The organism is Luteimonas sp. 100069 (assembly GCF_003813845.1).
GTDB classification, from domain to species: domain Bacteria; phylum Pseudomonadota; class Gammaproteobacteria; order Xanthomonadales; family Xanthomonadaceae; genus Luteimonas; species Luteimonas chenhongjianii.
The window spans coordinates 967,289-983,328 of record NZ_RPFN01000001.1 but is presented as its reverse complement, the minus strand read 5'-3'; the positions used below and the strand labels follow the sequence as shown (position 1 = coordinate 983,328).

Sequence of the window (16,040 nt, the reverse complement as noted above, 5' to 3'; positions counted from 1 at the left end):
GATTCGTTGAGCGTGCACGAGATGGGACTCTGGCCGCTGGCGGCGGATGTCGCAAGCGGACACGCCCTGAAACGAGAAAGGCCAGGAGCGATCCTGGCCTTTTTCTTGAAGCAATGGCGGGCGTGTCAGGCCTGCTCGGCGGGACCACCGATCGGCGGCGGTACCGGGCGGCTTCCGCCGGCATCGCCATCGCCGCCCTTGCCGGGATTGGACTTGCCCCAACCCATCGGCGGCGGCGGATCGCGGCCTTCCATGATCGCGTCGATCTGCGGCACGTCGATGGTTTCGTACTCGAGCAACAGCTTCGCCATCGCATGCAGCTTGTCGATGTTCGCGGTCAGGATCTCGGTCGTGCGCTGGTAGGCCTTGTCGAGGATGGTCCGCACCACTTCGTCGATCTGGCGCGCGGTGTCGTCCGACACCGACTTGTGCTGGGTCACCGAACGACCGAGGAAGACCTCGTCGTCCTCCTCGCCATAGGCGATCGGCCCGAGCTCGTCCGACAGACCCCACTTGGTGACCATGTTGCGGGCCATCTTGGTCGCCCGCTCGATGTCGTTGGACGCACCGGTGGTGACCTTGTTGCCACCGAAGACCAGTTCCTCGGCAACGCGCCCGCCATAGAGCGAGCACAGCTGCGATTCGATCGCCACGCGATTCATCGAGTAGCGGTCGCCCTCGGGCAGATACATCGTGACGCCCAGCGCGCGGCCACGCGGAATGATGGTCACCTTGTAGACGGGATCGTGCTCGGGAACCAGGCGACCGACGATGGCGTGACCGGCCTCGTGATAGGCGGTCAGCGTCTTTTCGTCCTCGCTCATCGCCATCGAACGGCGCTCGGCGCCCATCAGGATCTTGTCGCGCGCACGGTCGAAGTGGTCCATGCGGACGTCCTTCGCGTTCTCGCGCGCCGCGAACAGCGCCGCTTCGTTGACGAGGTTGGCCAGGTCCGCGCCCGAGAACCCGGGCGTGCCACGCGCGATGACCAGCGGCTGCACGTCTTCGTCCAGCGGCACCTTGCGCATGTGGACCTTGAGGATCTGCTCGCGGCCCTTGACGTCCGGCAGGCCCACGACGACCTGACGGTCGAAACGGCCCGGGCGCAACAGCGCCGGATCGAGCACGTCCGGGCGGTTGGTCGCGGCGACCACGATCACGCCCTCGCCACCCTCGAAGCCGTCCATCTCGACCAGCAACTGGTTGAGGGTCTGCTCGCGCTCGTCATGGCCACCACCGAGCCCCGCGCCGCGATGACGGCCGACGGCGTCGATCTCGTCGATGAAGATGATGCAAGGCGCCTGCTTCTTGGCCTGCTCGAACATGTCGCGCACGCGGCTTGCGCCGACGCCGACGAACATCTCGACGAAGTCGGAACCCGAGATCGAGAAGAACGGCACCTTGGCCTCGCCCGCGATCGCCTTGGCGAGCAGCGTCTTGCCGGTACCGGGCGGACCCACCATCAGCACACCGCGCGGAATCTTGCCGCCGAGCTTCTGGAAGCGCGAGGGATCCCGCAGGAATTCGACCAGTTCGGAGACTTCCTCCTTGGCCTCGTCGCAACCGGCAACGTCGGCGAAGGTGATCTTGGTCTGCTCTTCGTTGAGCAGCTTTGCACGCGACTTGCCGAAGGACATCGCGCCCTTGCCGCCACCCTGCTGCATCTGCCGCATCATGAAGAACCAGAAGCCGATGATCAGCGCCACCGGCAACAGCTGGATCAGGATGTAGCCCAGCGAGATGCCGCTCGACGGCGGCGCCTGGTCGATCGCGACGTTGTGGTTCATCAGGTCGTCGATCATGCGGTCATCGCGACGCGGCGCGATCACGGTGCCGGTCTGTCCGCCCTTGCTCTGGAAGGTGATCGTGCGCTCGTCCTCGGCGATCTTCACCGAGCCGATCTGGTCACGACGCACCTGTTCCATGAACTGCGAGTACTGGACGTCCTGGCCACCTGCGCCGGTTCTGGGGCTGAAGCTCTGGAAGATCACCATCAGCACGACGGCAACAACCACCCAGAGCAGCAGATTTTTGACCAGATCGTTCATGTTCGGGAATTCTCGTGGAGAGTCTTGTAGACCGGATTCATGCTACTTCATCGTCGCCAGCTTGCCCTGCGCCAACGCGTAGACCTCGGGCGAGCGCTGGCGGGACGCCGCCGGCTTGCGGATCGACAGCTTGGTGTAACGCCGCCTCAGGTCGCGCACGTAGGCATCGAAGTCGGTGCCCTGGAACAGCTTGATCAGGAACGTACCGCCGGTACGCAGGTGGTTGTCGGCGAAATCCATCGCCAGCTCGGCCAGATGCATGGCGCGCGGCTGGTCGACAGCATCGATACCACTCTTGTTGGGGGCCATGTCCGACAACACAAGGTCGACCTGGCTTCCGCCGAGTGAAGACTCCAGCGCCGAGAGGACCGCATCCTCGCGGAAATCGCCGTGAAGGAACTCCACACCGGCAAGCGAAGGCATCTCCAGAATGTCGAGCGCGATCACCCGGCCGGTATCGCCCAGTGCATGCCGGACCCACTGCGACCAGCCGCCGGGGGCAGCGCCCAGGTCCACGACGACCATCCCGGGCCTGAGCAGACGGTCGCGCTCGACCAGCTCCTCGAGCTTGTAGGCCGCGCGCGAGCGCAGACCTTGGGCCTGGGCCTTCTTCACGAAAGGATCGGAGAAATGTTCCTTGAGCCAGCGCTGGCTGCTTTTACTGCGGGAGGCCATCGACAACTCGGGCGGGCGGAACGGGGGCGTCCCACGGCCATGATATCCTGCCGCCCGCTTTCATTCTCCAGACCGGTTCATCCATGAGTAACGTCCTGACCGCTGCCCAGACCCGTTTTCTGCGCGGCCAGGCCCATGGCATCAAGGCCATGTTGCAGGTCGGCGGCAAAGGCATCACCGATTCGCTGATCGCCGAAATTGACGCCGCGCTCGAACATCACGAGCTGATCAAGGTCAAGGTCGGTGCAGCCGACCGGGAAGCCCGCGACGCGATGATCGAGGACCTCGCAAGCCGGACCGGCGCGGCACTTGTGCAGCGCATCGGCCATGTCGCCATCCTGTATCGCCAGAGCAAGGACCGCCGCCAGATCGTGCTGCCGCGGACCTGATCTCCCGAGTAGGAGTCAACCATATGCAGTTGAATCTCGAGACGCCGGATTTCGATTTCGTTCTGCGTGGTGCGGACGGACGCGTGGCGCTGGTCAACGATCGGCGCCTGAGCAGAAGCTTCATCGTCTCGGCTCGTGCACTGGTCGAAGACTGGCCGGTGACCGATGTCCGCACGCTGGAAGTTGCCGCGCTCGCGCCCCTGCTGGCGCTGGAGCCTGAAGTCGTGATCATCGGCACCGGCGCAAGCCAGGCGTTTCCGCCGCCGGCGACCATGGCCGCGTGCCTGTCGCAGGGGATCGGCCTGGAAGCGATGACCAACGCTGCCGCGGCGCGCACGTTCAATGTGCTGGCCGGTGAAGGCCGACGGGTGGTCGCGGCATTCGTGCTGGAAGGCGCCCCCCTCGCCGAGCCGGGCAACGGCTGACGCGCAGCCCGCGGGGTTGCCGGTTCCCCGGACGAGACTCGCCTACCCCCTCCGAATCCGGATGCAGGCGGAAAGCCCAGAGCTTCCAGCCCGGCCCGCGCGAAAGGGGGCGGAAAACCTGCCGATGCGCCGAGATGGCGATCGGAGGCGGACATTCCGCGAGCGGCCCAGGACAAACAGCCCGGGGTATTCCCCTGCACCTTGCAACGACCCCGGTCGCACCGCTGCGCACACGCGCTCGCGGCACCTGTCGCGCCCGAACCGCGCAGCGAGCGCCAGACCAACGAAGCTTTCGCAGTTGAAGCGGTCCACGCAGTGCGACCCGCGTGGGACCGGACACGGCCTCGGCGCTGCGGTCAGCGCGCCGGCAGATACGACATCGGATCGACCGGCTTGCCGTTGTAGCGGATCTCGAAATGCAGCATGTCGCGCGCCGCACCGGTCCGGCCGAGCTCGGCGATCTGCTGGCCGGCACGCACGCGCTCGCCTTCGTTGACCTTGCGCGAGCGGTTGTGGCCGTAGGCGGTGAGCCACTGTTCGTCGTGCTTGACGATGATCAGCTCGCCGTATCCCACGAGGCCCGCACCGGAATAGACGACCACGCCATCGGCGGCCGCATTGACTGCCTGACCCGACGTGCCGGCGATATCGATGCCCTGCTTGGTGGGATCGTTGGCGACATAGCGTCCGACGACCTGGCCGGCCGTGGGCCACTGCCAGTTGAACGGGCTTCGCGCCGGCGGTGCGGCCGGTGCCTGCGGCCTGGACTGGGTGGGCTGCACCGCAGGGCGCTGCGCGCTGGCGGTACCGGTCGTGGCTGCTCGTGCCGGCGCGGCGCTGCCGCCACCGGGATACAGGCGCAGCCGCTGGCCCGGATAGATCGTGTACGGGGGGCGGATGTTGTTCCAGGTCGCGAGATCCAACGCACTGATGCCGTTGCTGGTTGCCAGGCGGTACACGGTGTCGCCGCGCTGTACGGTGACCGATTGCCCCGGCCGGGGCGTCGACGTCGGCGCGGTACTGCCGCCCTCACGGATCACCCGGCTGCTTCCGCAGGCCGAAAGCAGTCCAACCAATACCAACACAACCAGCATCCTCATCCACGCATCTCCAACCAGACCAGTCCGACGACCGCCAAGCCCACCATCAACCAGCCAAGCCATTCGATGTAACGCTTGAGCACCGGCTCGTACTTCGCGCCGCCCCCGAGCCATCAAACCCGCTACCAGGTAGAACCGCATGCCGCGGCCCAGCAGCGATCCGACGACGAACGGTAGCAAGCGGACTCCCGGCGAACCCGACGCGATGGTGAACACTTTGCATGGGATCGGCGTGAACCCGGCGAGGAACACGAACAGCAGGCCGTGTTCCAGGAAGGACGCCTGGATTCGCTCGAATGCGGACTCCCAGCCCATGCGCACGATCCACGGCCACGCAAGGTCGAGTACGAAGTGTCCGCAGCCCGGCAAACCGACGGCCACCGACCCGAGTGTGCACAGCAACGCGAAGCGCCACCACGCCCTCGGTTGGGCCAGGGGCGAGCATGACGTCGGGCGGAATCGGGAAGATCACGATTCGGCCGCGCTCATCGCGGTCAGACAGCGTGGTGCGTCGCGATGGCGTGCCCACGAAAGCGTGAGGTCGTACGTCCTTGCGAACAACTGCATCAGTCCACGTATCCGGAGAGGAGCGGCACGAACGCGACGGCCGCCACGTCCTGTTGTTCGATGTGGCCGTCGGCATCCTTGCGCAGCACCAGCAGCCGCTGCGCGCCCTGCGCGCCGACCGGGGCGACCAGGGTGCCGCCGACCGCCAGCTGCGCACTCAGCGCCTCCACCAGCGCCGGGCCCGCGGCGGTGACGATGATCCCGTCGAAAGGCCCGTTCTCGGGCCAGCCGATGCGGCCGTCGTCGTGCTTGCTGCGGATGTTGAGCCCCAGCGAGCGGAAGCGCTTGCGCGCGACGCGCAGCAGTTCGCCGATCCTCTCGACCGTGTGCACCTCGATGCCCAGCGCCGCGAGGATCGTCGCCTGGTAGCCCGAGCCGGTGCCGACCTCGAGCACCTTGCCCGGCATGCCATGGGCCAGCAGCGCCTCGGTCATCCGCGCGACCACCCATGGCTGCGAGATCGTCTGTCCGTGGCCGATCGGCAGCGCGGTGTCCTCGTAGGCGCGCGTGGCCAGCGCCTCATCGACGAACAGGTGCCGGGGCACGGTACGGATCGCATTGAGGACCCGCTCGTCGGTGATGCCGCCGCCCGGATGTGCACCATCGCGCAGGCGCTCGATCAACCGGTCGCGTACGCGCTGCGAGGTCATCCCGACGCCAATCGCCTCGGGCTGCAATCGCAAACGCATGCTCATGCCCGGGTCGCCTTCAGGTCGGCTTCCAGACCGCCGACCCAGCTGGCGACGTGCTCGAGCGCCTGATAACGGGTCAGGTCGACATGGATCGGCGTGATCGCGATGTGCCGCGTGCGCACCGCGTGGAAGTCGGTGCCCGGGCCGGCGTCCTGCTCGGGACCCGCCGCGCCGATCCACCACCAGGTCCGACCACGCGGATCGTCGATCGAGGTACAGGGGCCGGCGCGGTGCCGGTTACCCAGACGCGTGACCTCGAAGCCCGCGAGCTCTTCCCAGGGCACATCGGGCACGTTCACGTTGAGGATGGTGTCGGCCGGCAACGGGTCGGCCTTCAGCCGCGCGACGATCTCCACCGCCGCCCGCGCGGCCGTTTCGTAGTGCTTGCCCTCGTGGTCGCGCGTGACCAGCGAGACCGCAACCGCCGGCAGGCCCAGGAAGCGGCCTTCCATCGCCGCGGCGACAGTGCCCGAATAGATCACGTCGTCGCCGAGGTTGGCGGTGTTGTTGATACCCGACACGACGATATCGGGTTCACGATCGAGCAGGCCGGTGATCGCCACATGCACGCAGTCGGTCGGCGTGCCGTGCACGCGCCAGGTGTGGTCATCGAGCTGCACGGTGCGCAACGGCATGTCGAGGGTCAGCGAGTTGCTGGCACCCGAGCGGTCGCGGTCGGGCGCCACGATGAGCACCTCGTGACCCGCATCGCGCAGGCCCTGGGCCAGGATCCGGATGCCGGGGGCGTCGACGCCGTCGTCGTTGCTGACCAGTACGCGCATGAACTGTTCTACGGACCCCGAGCCGACGGACAAGACGTGCATGATAACGGATGCATCCACCCCACCCCACCTCGATCCCGCGCTGCGCTGCGCGCACGCTTCGCTAGGCTAGACGCATGCAACGTGGCCGCCACCGCTCCGATCCGCCCCCCGCGCCATCGATCGATGACGACGATGCGGCGCTTTTCCGCAATGCGATCGGCCCGGTGCGCGAGCTGCCCGCGGCGCCGCTGCCGCCGCAGTCGCCCAAGCCACGGCCGTCGACACGAATGGCCGAACGTGACGATGCGCAGGCGCGCAGCGAATTCAGGCAACTGCTCGACGGGCCCCTGCTGCACGCCGGCGATTCCATGCAGTACCGCCGCGAGGAAATCGCGCCGCGCGTGCTGCGGCGCCTCGGACGCGGCGAGTACGCGGCCCAGGAAGAGCTCGACCTGCATCACAGCGACGTGCAGCAGGCGACCGCCCTGCTGCGGCTGTTCCTGCGTGACGCGGTCGACGCGGGTGTCGGTTGCGTGCGCATCATCCACGGCAAGGGGCTGAACTCCTCGCCGGATGCGCCGATCCTCAAGAATCTCGTCGACCGGCTGCTGCGCCAGCGCGCCGACGTCCTCGCCTTCCACACCGCGCCTGGCGGCCAAGGCGGTACGGGGGCGGTACTCGTACTGCTGAGGCCGCGCCGCTGAGCCCCGCCCCCGTCCTGGCGGGTTGGCATGCCAGACGCGGGCAAACCCGCAAAAAAAAGGGCTGCAGTCGCCTGCAGCCCTCGGATATCGCGGTCAAGCCCGCTCAGTGTTTCACGCGGGTCCGCTTGGCTTCGGTCCGCGGCACCACCTTGCGGGGCGCCTTGCGCGTCGTATCGGCCTTCTGCCCCGGGGGTGGCGGCAGCGGACGCTCCAGCGCGAGATCGAGCACCTCGTCGATGTACTTCACCGGCACGATCTTCATCCCGGCGGTGACGTTCTTCGGGATGTCGGCCAGATCCTTGCGGTTTTCCTCGGGAATGATCACGGTCTTGATGCCGCCGCGCAGCGCCGCGAGCAGCTTCTCCTTCAGACCGCCGATCGCCGTCACCCGGCCACGCAGGGTGATCTCACCGGTCATCGCCACGTCCGCGCGCACCGGGATCTTGGTCAGCAGCGACACCAGTGTCGTCGCCATCGCGATGCCCGCACTCGGACCGTCCTTCGGTGTCGCGCCATCGGGCACGTGGACGTGGATGTCGTGCTTCTGCAGCACTTCGAGTTCCACGCCCAGGCGCTCGGCGCGCGAGCGCACCACCGACATCGCTGCCGACGCCGATTCCTTCATCACGTCGCCGAGCTGGCCGGTGAGGATCAGCTGGCCCTTGCCCGGCACCTGCGTCGCCTCGATCTGCAGCAGGTCGCCGCCGACTTCCGTCCATGCCAGGCCCGTCACCAGGCCCACCTCGTTGTCCTGCTCGGCGCGACCGAAGTCGTAACGCTGCACGCCCAGGTACTTGTCGAGGTTCTTCTCCGTCACCTTGACCGTGCGCACGCTCTTGGCCTTGCCCTTCACCGGCCCCGCGAGCGCTATCTCCTTGACCACCTTGCGGCAGACCTTGGCGATCTCGCGCTCCAGGTTGCGCACGCCCGATTCACGCGTGTAGTAGCGCACGATGTCGCGGATCGCGCCTTCCGACACCGTCAGCTCGCTGTCGCGCAGGCCATTGGCCTTGAGCTGCTTGGGCAGCAGGTAACGCATCGCGATGTTGAGCTTCTCTTCTTCGGTGTAGCCGGGGATGCGGATCACTTCCATGCGATCGAGCAGCGGCCCGGGGATGTTGAGCGAGTTCGAGGTCGCCACGAACATCACTTCGGACAGGTCGAGATCGACCTCGAGATAATGGTCGTTGAAGGTGTGGTTCTGTTCCGGATCGAGCACCTCGAGCAGCGCCGACGCGGGATCGCCACGGAAGTCCATCGACATCTTGTCGATCTCATCGAGCAGGAACAGCGGGTTCTTCGTGCCGACCTTGTTCAGGCTCTGGACGATGCGGCCCGGCATCGAACCGACGTAGGTGCGGCGATGTCCACGGATCTCCGCCTCGTCGCGCACGCCACCCAGGGCCATGCGGGTGAACTTGCGATTGGTCGCCTTGGCGATCGACTGGCCGAGCGAAGTCTTGCCCACGCCCGGCGGACCGACCAGGCACAGGATCGCGCCCTTCATCTGCTTCACGCGGGTCTGCACCGCGAGGTACTCGAGGATGCGGTCCTTGACCTTCTCCAGACCGTAGTGGTCGGCGTCGAGCACGTCCTGCGCGGCCTTGAGGTCCTTGCGCACCTTGCTGCGCTTCTTCCACGGCACACCCAGCAGCCAGTCGAGATAGTTGCGCACGACCGACGCCTCGGCCGACATCGGCGGCATCTGCTTGAGCTTGTTGAACTCGGCCTTGGCCTTGGTCTCGACCGCCTTCGGCATCCCGGCCTCGGCGATCTTGCGCGCGATCTCGTCGATGTCGCTCGGCGCTTCGTCGATCTCGCCCAGCTCCTTCTGGATCGCCTTCATCTGCTCGTTGAGGTAGTACTCGCGCTGCGACTTCTCCATCTGCGACTTCACGCGGCCGCGGATGCGCTTCTCCATCTGCTGCACGTCGATCTCGCCGTCGACGAAGCCGACCAGCAGCTCGAGGCGGTCGGCGGTGTCGGTCGCTTCAAGCAGACGCTGCTTGTCGGCCAGACGCACGCCCAGATGGGCGGCGATGGTGTCGGCCAGGCGGCCGGGCTCGTCGATGCCGGCCAGTGTCTGCAGCAGCTCGGGCGGCAACTTGCGGTTGGTCTTGACGTACTGCTCGAACAGGCTCATCAGCGAGCGCGCGATGGCTTCGACCTCGCGGGGTTCGCGACCTTCGACTGGCGGGATCGCCACGCCGCTGCCGACCAGCGCGCCATCGTGCTCGCGGATGTCGCGGAGCCTGACGCGCTCAGTACCTTCGACCAGCACCTTGATCGTGCCGTCGGGAAGCTTGAGCAACTGCAGTACGGTCGCCAGCGTGCCGATCTGGTGGAGATCCTCCTCGTTGGGATCGTCGATCTCGGCCGACTTCTGCGCGACCAGCAGGATGCGCTTGTCGGCCTCCATCGCCATGTCGAGCGCGCGGATGGACTTGTCGCGGCCGACGAACAACGGGATGACCATATGCGGAAACACGACGACATCGCGCAGCGGCAGGACCGGCAGTTCGTGGGTTTCGGGAGTGCTGCGGGGGCTCATCATCCTTCCTCATCTGTCGCCGCCCCGACGGGGCGGCCTTGGTGGCTTGCAGCCACCCTGGCATCGTTTATGGGGCGCCGCTGGACAGGATGCAAGCGCCTCCCGCGTGACGCGGATACGAAAAACGCCGCGTGCCTGGGGCACGCGGCGCTTCGTGGCGCGGCTGGTGTCTTCCCAGCCTGAATGACGCGACATCGGAACGTATCGTTCCGACCCCGTATCAGTCGCCGGAGGCGATCTTCTGCTCGGGAGCCGGTGTTTCGTAGATCAGGTACGGTTCCGACTTGTGCTCGATGACAGATTCGTCGACGACCACCTTGCTGACATTCTCCAGCGACGGCAGGTCGTACATCGTATCGAGCAGCACCGATTCGACGATCGTACGCAGACCTCGCGCACCGGTCTTGCGCTTGATCGCCTTCTTGGCGATGGCGGTCAGCGCATCGGGGCGGAATTCCAGTTCCACGCCCTCCATCTCGAAGAGCTTCTTGAACTGCTTGCTGATGGCGTTCTTGGGCTCGGTGAGGATCTGGATCAGCGCCGCTTCGTCCAGCTCCTCGAGCGTTGCCACCACCGGCAGACGACCGACGAACTCCGGAATCAGACCGAACTTGATCAGATCCTCCGGCTCGACATCAGCCAGCACCTTGCCGACTTCCGCCTTGCGTTCGGAACTCTTGAGCTTGGCCCCGAAGCCGATGCCGCTGGCGTCGGTGCTGCGCGCCTGGATCACCTTGTCCAGGCCCGCGAACGCGCCGCCGACGATGAACAGGATGTTCTTGGTATCGACCTGCAGGAATTCCTGCTGCGGATGCTTGCGACCACCCTGCGGCGGCACCGACGCAACCGTGCCTTCGATCAGCTTCAGCAGTGCCTGCTGGACGCCCTCGCCCGAAACGTCTCGGGTGATCGACGGGTTCTCGCTCTTGCGCGAGATCTTGTCGATCTCGTCGATGTACACGATGCCCTGCTGCGCCTTCTCGGCGTCGTAGTCGCACTTCTGCAGCAGCTTCTGGATGATGTTCTCGACGTCCTCGCCGACGTAACCGGCCTCGGTCAGCGTCGTCGCGTCAGCCATCGTGAACGGCACGTTGAGCAGCCGCGCCAGCGTTTCCGCGAGCAGCGTCTTGCCCGAGCCGGTCGGCCCGATCAGCAGGATGTTCGACTTGGCCAGTTCGACCTCGTCGTTCTTGCTGCGGCTCTCGATGCGCTTGTAGTGGTTGTACACAGCCACGGCGAGCGTCTTCTTCGCGCGGCGCTGGCCGATGACGTACTGGTCGAGCACCTCGAGAATCTCGCGCGGCTTGGGCAGCGAGCTGCGTGCCGACTGCGCCTTCTCCTCGAGCTCCTCGCGAATGATGTCGTTGCAGAGCTCAACGCACTCATCGCAGATGAACACGCTGGGACCCGCAATCAGCTTGCGCACCTCATGCTGGCTCTTTCCGCAGAAGGAGCAGTAGAGGATCTTGTTGCTGTCGCCGGAACGACCCTGACGGTCTTCGCTCATGCCTTGGCCAAATCTGTATTTCGGTTTCGTTTCGAGAATAGCACAGCGTCCGGCGCGCCTTGTCGGGCGCCGGCGCTATGCATATGCCTGATGAATCAAGCGCTTGGCTGATTCACCCGGCGGTAATGGTCTCGTCGGGGCGACGCTCGAGCACCTGGTCGACCAGGCCGTACTCACGCGCGGCGTGGGCACTCTTGAAGTTGTCGCGCTCGGTGTCGCGGGCGATCGTCTCGAACGGCTGGCCGGTGTGATGGGCCATGATCTCGTTCAGGCGCTGCTTCATCGACAGGATTTCCTTCGCGTGGATATCGATGTCGGTCGCCTGCCCCTGGAAGCCGCCGAGCGGCTGGTGGATCATCACGCGGGAGTTCGGCAGCGCATAGCGCTTGCCTGCCGCGCCCGCCGAGAGCAGCAGCGCGCCCATGCTGGCCGCCTGGCCGATGCAGATCGTGCTGACGTCCGGCTTGATGAACTGCATGGTGTCGTAGATGGCCATGCCTGCGGTGACGATGCCGCCCGGCGAGTTGATATAGAGGTTGATGTCCTTCTCGGGGTTTTCCGCCTCGAGGAACAGCAACTGGGCGACGATCACGTTCGCCATGTGGTCGTCGATGCCGCCCACGAGGAAGATCACGCGTTCCTTCAACAGGCGCGAATAGATGTCGTACGCGCGTTCGCCGCGGCTGGTCTGCTCGACCACCATCGGCACCATGTTGAGGGCCTTCGTTTCGATACTCATCACTCAATCCCCGTCTGTGGAGCGTCCGGCCCCGAAGGACCGGACAGATTGGACTCCGATCAGCCCTGCGGGCTGACCGCGTCCTGGAAGCTCAGCGGCTGCTCCGTGTGCTGGGCGCGCTCGGCGATCCAGTCGATCACCTGCTCCTCCATCACGCGGTTCTGCAGCCCCGACATCAGCTGGGGGTCGTTGCGGTACATCTCAATGACCTGCTGCGGCTCTTCGTAGGTCGAAGCGATCAGGCGCATGGTTTCGTTCACGCGCTTGGGGTCAAGCCTGAGCTGGTTGCGACGGGCGACCTCGCCGACCAGCAGGCCGACGAGCACGCGCTTGCGCGCCGGTTCCAGGAACTCGGTGTGCGCGTCCTCGGCAACGTTCGGATTCTGGCCGTTGCGCCGCGCCTGCTCGACCATCTGGCGCAGCAGGGACCGGGCTTCCGATTCCACCAGCTTCGGCGGCAGTTCCACGTGCGCGAACGCGGCGACCAGCTGTTCGCCGACCTCGCGGCGCAGGCGGTTCATCAGCGCACCCTTGAGCTCACGCTCCAGGTTGGCGCGGATCTCAGCGCGGAACTGCGCCATTTCGCCGCTCTTGACGCCGAAGCTGCGGATGAACGCGCCGTCGACCTCGGGGAGCTGCTGCTCGGAGACCTGCTCGATCTTCAGATGGACCTGGGCCTGCTTGCCGGCCAGCTGCGGCACGCGCCAGTCGGCCGGGAACGTTACGCCGACCGACTTCTCGTCGCCCTTGGCCATTCCGACCAGTGCGTCCTCGATCTCGGAATACATCGCGCCCGAGCCCAGCACGGTCACGCCGCGCTCGGCGCCTTCGGCCGGCAGGCGCTCGTCGCCGATCTGCGACCAGGTCTCCACGTCGACGGCGTCGCCCTTCTGCGCGCCACGCGTCACCGCGCTCCAGCTGCGGCGCTGCAGCCGCAGGTTCTCGATCATGCGGTCGATGTCGTCCTCGGCGACTTCGGCCGTATGGCGCACCACTTCCAGCTTCTCGAGTTCGATCGTGCCGAAGTCGGGCACGATCTCGAAGGTCGCGGTGAAGGCAAGCTCGCCCTCGCCTGCCTCGCCTTCGGGCATGATCCGCGGCGCGCCGGCGATCTGCAGCTCGTTCTCGCGCACGGCCTGATCGAAGCCTTCACGCAGCAGACGATCGAGTTCCTCGGCACGGACCTGCTCGCCGAAGCGCTGCTCGACGACCTTGGCCGGAACCTTGCCGGGACGGAAGCCCTTGAGGCGGGTGGTCCGCGCGATCTCGCGCAGACGGCCACCGACCTGGGTATCCAGGCGTTCGGATGGCACACGGAACGTCATCTTGCGTTCCAGGCTGCCCAGCGATTCGACCGAAACTTGCATATCCACTCCTGCGCTCGCGGACCAGGCCGCGCGACATCTGTCTTGTTGGGAATTGGTTGTGTCTGCCGACGCCGGCCCTGGCGAGGCGCGGGCGACGGAACGGCGTAGTTTGGCCGATTCGGCCCACCACCGCCACCGCTGTAGGCAACCGCCCCCATCCGCCGTTGAGCCGGTGCGGATACGCGCGACGGCGCCAACGCCGGGAGAACCGTGTCCGGCTGCCCTCAACCCGTCTCGACGCACCCCGGAGCGGGAGCCAGCCCTGGATCGCCGCCGCCCCTAGCTGGGCCGCGGTGCCACGTCGGCCAGCTCGCGGCACGGACATCCACTCGCCCGCCATGCGCTGCCCGGCGCAGCGGCCGCAACCGATACCGGCACGGCGAATGCGAAGCGCGCCGAAATGAAAAAAGGCGCCCGCGGGCGCCCTTCTTCGATACGGAAGCGGGTCGACTCAGCGCTGCTGCAGCTTCGAGAGCAGGCGCAGGAACTCGATGTACAGCCACACCAGCGTGACCATCAGGCCGAATGCGCCGTACCACTCCATGTACTTCGGCGCGCCCTGCTCGACGCCGGTTTCAATGAAATCGAAATCCAGCACGAGGTTCAGCGCCGCGATGACGATCACGAACAGGCTGAAGCCGATGCCGACCAGGCCCGACTCGTGGATCAAGGGAATCTGGACCCCGAACAGGCCCAGCACGATCGTTGCCAGGTACACCAGCGCAATGCCGCCGGTCGCTGCGACGACACCGAGCTTGAAGTTCTCGGTGGCCTTGACCAAGCCCGTGCGATACGCGAACAGCAGCGCGAACAGTGTTCCGAAGGTCAGCATCACCGCCTGCAGCACGATGCCTTCGTACATGAAGTTGTACATCGCCGAGATCGCGCCGAGGAAGAAGCCTTCCACCAGCGCATAAGCCGGCGCGGTCACCGGCGCCCACTCCTTCTTGAAGACCGTGACCATCGCCAGTACGAAACCGCCGATCAGACCGCCCCACATGTAGATGCCGAAACCCGGCTGCGGACGGCCATCCGTGCCGAACTCGACCTGCGACCAGGCGAACGCCGCCGTGAGCACGGTCAACAGCAGGAGGAAACCGGTCTTGTTGACGGTGCCATTGAGGGTCATCGCCTCGCCGTCGCGCGAAACGACGCTTCCGCTGGCGAGGTCGAGGAACGTGGATTCCTTGAGTGCAGGATTGCCGCTGCGCATGATTTTCGCCCCTGTCAGTCCGTGGATTTGTATGACTGGGAGGATACACGCCGTCTCAGGTGCATCACTGCATTGACAGCGCTGAAGACGGCCGTACAATTGCGCCCTTCGTACGGCCCTGGCCGTGTCGGGATCAGGTTTGACCGCTTGTTCCGGCGGGGTATAGCGCAGTCTGGTAGCGCGCCTGCTTTGGGAGCAGGATGTCGGGGGTTCGAATCCCTCTACCCCGACCACCGGGCACCAGTCGCGTTTATCATTCGACGCACTGGCGCCCGTAGCTCAACCGGATAGAGCACCGACCTTCTAAGTCGGGGGTTACAGGTTCGATTCCTGTCGGGCGCGCCAGTGCCGGCGGTACGAAACGAGTTTTACTGTGGTGGATGTAGCTCAGTTGGTTAGAGCACCGGATTGTGATTCCGGGGGTCGCGGGTTCAAATCCCGTCTTCCACCCCATAGTTTTACCGGGTGACACACCAGAAAGGTGTTGCCCAGGCGCGCAAAGTCACAGTACAATGCGCGCCCGCTTCATCGGGCCGTTAGCTCAGTTGGTAGAGCAGTTGACTCTTAATCAATAGGTCCAAGGTTCGAATCCTTGACGGCCCACCAGTTAGACGAAAGCGCCCGGCATTGCCGGGCGTTTTTCGTTGCGGGCGATGCCGCGCATCGCACCCGGCCCATGGCGACGACCGCGGCCCGCCTGCCGTTGGCGGAGGGCCTCGCCCCCTCCCCGGCAATGATCCGCAGCCCCGCTCCGGGAGGCGCCCTTGCGGGGCGAGGTGTCCAAGAACCGCGGCGATCGACTACCATGCCGCGGCCCGGCGCACCCTGGCACGATGCGAAAGTGGCGGAATTGGTAGACGCCCTGGTTTTAGGTACCAGTGCCGCAAGGCGTGGGGGTTCGAGTCCCCCCTTTCGCACCAGTCGGGTGAATCGCATACGCTGCCCGCCTGCCTGTGGTCCGACGCAGGCGCGCTACGACGGCTTCTCGCCGGCCGTTGCACGCAGATCCCGTGCCACCCCTTCCGGGCGGGACCGCCCTCGTCGGCCAGCCGCGGTATCGGCGCGGCGATCGGCCACACCGTGGCCGCGCCGGGCACGACCGTGATTGCTATCGCGATCCCCGAAGCGGGTAAATCGAGGATCGGCGAGCGGCTCGCCGGCCAGGACGGTCACGGACGCATGCCGGGCCGACTTCCCTCGCGGCGCCCGGCGGGATCGCGCCGGGAGACCAGTCACGAGAAATGCCTGGCAAACGTCACTGACCACGGTGGTGGCGCCCGACGGCGGCGTTGCGGCGCG

General features: G+C 66.0%; 13 protein-coding genes, 5 tRNA genes and 1 pseudogene. 9 read left to right on the top strand and 10 right to left on the bottom strand.

Annotated features, from left to right (window positions below):
• Positions 1 to 125: 125 nt before the first annotated feature.
• Both ftsH and rlmE read right to left on the bottom strand, forming a co-directional pair.
• Complete coding sequence (gene ftsH / locus EGK76_RS04345) at positions 126 to 2,048, bottom strand: ATP-dependent zinc metalloprotease FtsH (protein WP_096298848.1); 1,923 nt, start codon at positions 2,046 to 2,048, stop codon at positions 126 to 128.
• A 42-nt stretch (positions 2,049 to 2,090) separates the two neighbouring features.
• Positions 2,091 to 2,723, bottom strand: a complete 633-nt coding sequence (gene rlmE / locus EGK76_RS04340) for a 23S rRNA (uridine(2552)-2'-O)-methyltransferase RlmE (RefSeq protein WP_096298850.1) — start codon at positions 2,721 to 2,723, stop codon at positions 2,091 to 2,093.
• An 83-nt stretch (positions 2,724 to 2,806) separates the two neighbouring features.
• On the opposite strand from rlmE, the gene yhbY reads away from it, so the two are divergent.
• The gene (yhbY, locus tag EGK76_RS04335) at positions 2,807 to 3,112 is read left to right on the top strand and encodes a ribosome assembly RNA-binding protein YhbY (protein WP_096298852.1); all 306 of its coding nucleotides are present in this window, start codon (positions 2,807 to 2,809) and stop codon (positions 3,110 to 3,112) included.
• 23 nt (positions 3,113 to 3,135) lie between these two features.
• Positions 3,136 to 3,537, top strand: coding sequence for an MTH938/NDUFAF3 family protein (locus EGK76_RS04330; protein WP_123831755.1), 402 nt, complete (start codon positions 3,136 to 3,138; stop codon positions 3,535 to 3,537).
• Between the two features lie 356 nt (positions 3,538 to 3,893).
• Here EGK76_RS04330 and EGK76_RS04325 read toward each other — a convergent pair whose 3' ends face one another.
• The 3 genes from EGK76_RS04325 to surE form a co-directional block, all read right to left on the bottom strand.
• On the bottom strand, positions 3,894 to 4,637 hold the full coding sequence (locus EGK76_RS04325; protein ID WP_123831754.1) for a peptidoglycan DD-metalloendopeptidase family protein: 744 nt from the start codon (positions 4,635 to 4,637) through the stop codon (positions 3,894 to 3,896).
• Positions 4,638 to 5,203: 566 nt separating this feature from the next.
• Positions 5,204 to 5,899 carry a protein-L-isoaspartate(D-aspartate) O-methyltransferase gene (locus tag EGK76_RS04315; protein ID WP_096298858.1) on the bottom strand — a complete coding sequence of 232 codons (696 nt, stop codon included), beginning with the start codon at positions 5,897 to 5,899 and terminating at the stop codon, positions 5,204 to 5,206.
• Positions 5,896 to 6,678 (bottom strand): 5'/3'-nucleotidase SurE, encoded by a 783-nt coding sequence (gene surE / locus EGK76_RS04310; RefSeq protein WP_123832060.1) that lies wholly within the window; start codon positions 6,676 to 6,678, stop codon positions 5,896 to 5,898. The genes EGK76_RS04315 and surE overlap by 4 nt, the downstream gene beginning before the upstream one ends.
• 116 nt (positions 6,679 to 6,794) lie before the next feature.
• Here surE and EGK76_RS04305 point away from each other — a divergent pair, with 116 nt between their 5' ends.
• Positions 6,795 to 7,364: a Smr/MutS family protein gene (locus EGK76_RS04305; RefSeq protein WP_096298860.1), complete on the top strand. Its 570-nt coding sequence runs from the start codon at positions 6,795 to 6,797 to the stop codon at positions 7,362 to 7,364.
• 103 nt (positions 7,365 to 7,467) lie between these two features.
• On the opposite strand, the gene lon is transcribed toward EGK76_RS04305, so the two are convergent.
• The 5 genes from lon to EGK76_RS04280 all read right to left on the bottom strand — a co-directional run bounded on the left by lon (position 7,468) and on the right by EGK76_RS04280 (position 14,741).
• Entirely contained in the window at positions 7,468 to 9,915 is a 2,448-nt protein-coding gene (gene lon / locus EGK76_RS04300; protein ID WP_096300595.1) for an endopeptidase La, read from the bottom strand.
• A 220-nt stretch (positions 9,916 to 10,135) separates the two neighbouring features.
• Complete coding sequence (gene clpX / locus EGK76_RS04295) at positions 10,136 to 11,422, bottom strand: ATP-dependent Clp protease ATP-binding subunit ClpX (RefSeq protein WP_096298862.1); 1,287 nt, start codon at positions 11,420 to 11,422, stop codon at positions 10,136 to 10,138.
• Positions 11,423 to 11,534: 112 nt separating this feature from the next.
• Entirely contained in the window at positions 11,535 to 12,161 is a 627-nt protein-coding gene (gene clpP / locus EGK76_RS04290; RefSeq protein WP_096298864.1) for an ATP-dependent Clp endopeptidase proteolytic subunit ClpP, read from the bottom strand.
• A 59-nt stretch (positions 12,162 to 12,220) separates the two neighbouring features.
• Positions 12,221 to 13,528: a trigger factor gene (gene tig, locus EGK76_RS04285; RefSeq protein WP_123831753.1), complete on the bottom strand. Its 1,308-nt coding sequence runs from the start codon at positions 13,526 to 13,528 to the stop codon at positions 12,221 to 12,223.
• A gap of 451 nt (positions 13,529 to 13,979) precedes the next feature.
• On the bottom strand, positions 13,980 to 14,741 hold the full coding sequence (locus tag EGK76_RS04280) for a Bax inhibitor-1/YccA family protein (protein ID WP_096298868.1): 762 nt from the start codon (positions 14,739 to 14,741) through the stop codon (positions 13,980 to 13,982).
• Between the two features lie 156 nt (positions 14,742 to 14,897).
• Between EGK76_RS04280 and EGK76_RS04275 the strand changes: the two genes are divergently transcribed.
• The 6 genes and pseudogenes from EGK76_RS04275 to fabG form a co-directional block, all read left to right on the top strand.
• Positions 14,898 to 14,974 (top strand) — tRNA-Pro (locus tag EGK76_RS04275).
• A 35-nt stretch (positions 14,975 to 15,009) separates the two neighbouring features.
• Positions 15,010 to 15,086 (top strand) — tRNA-Arg (locus EGK76_RS04270).
• 31 nt (positions 15,087 to 15,117) lie between these two features.
• Positions 15,118 to 15,194: transfer RNA gene (locus EGK76_RS04265), tRNA-His, on the top strand.
• A gap of 77 nt (positions 15,195 to 15,271) precedes the next feature.
• A tRNA-Lys gene (locus tag EGK76_RS04260) sits at positions 15,272 to 15,347 on the top strand.
• Between the two features lie 229 nt (positions 15,348 to 15,576).
• Positions 15,577 to 15,661: transfer RNA gene (locus EGK76_RS04255), tRNA-Leu, on the top strand.
• Between the two features lie 90 nt (positions 15,662 to 15,751).
• Positions 15,752 to 15,920, top strand: a pseudogene (gene fabG, locus EGK76_RS15610) (3-oxoacyl-ACP reductase); the annotation flags it as partial.
• Between the last annotated feature and the right edge of the window lie 120 nt (positions 15,921 to 16,040).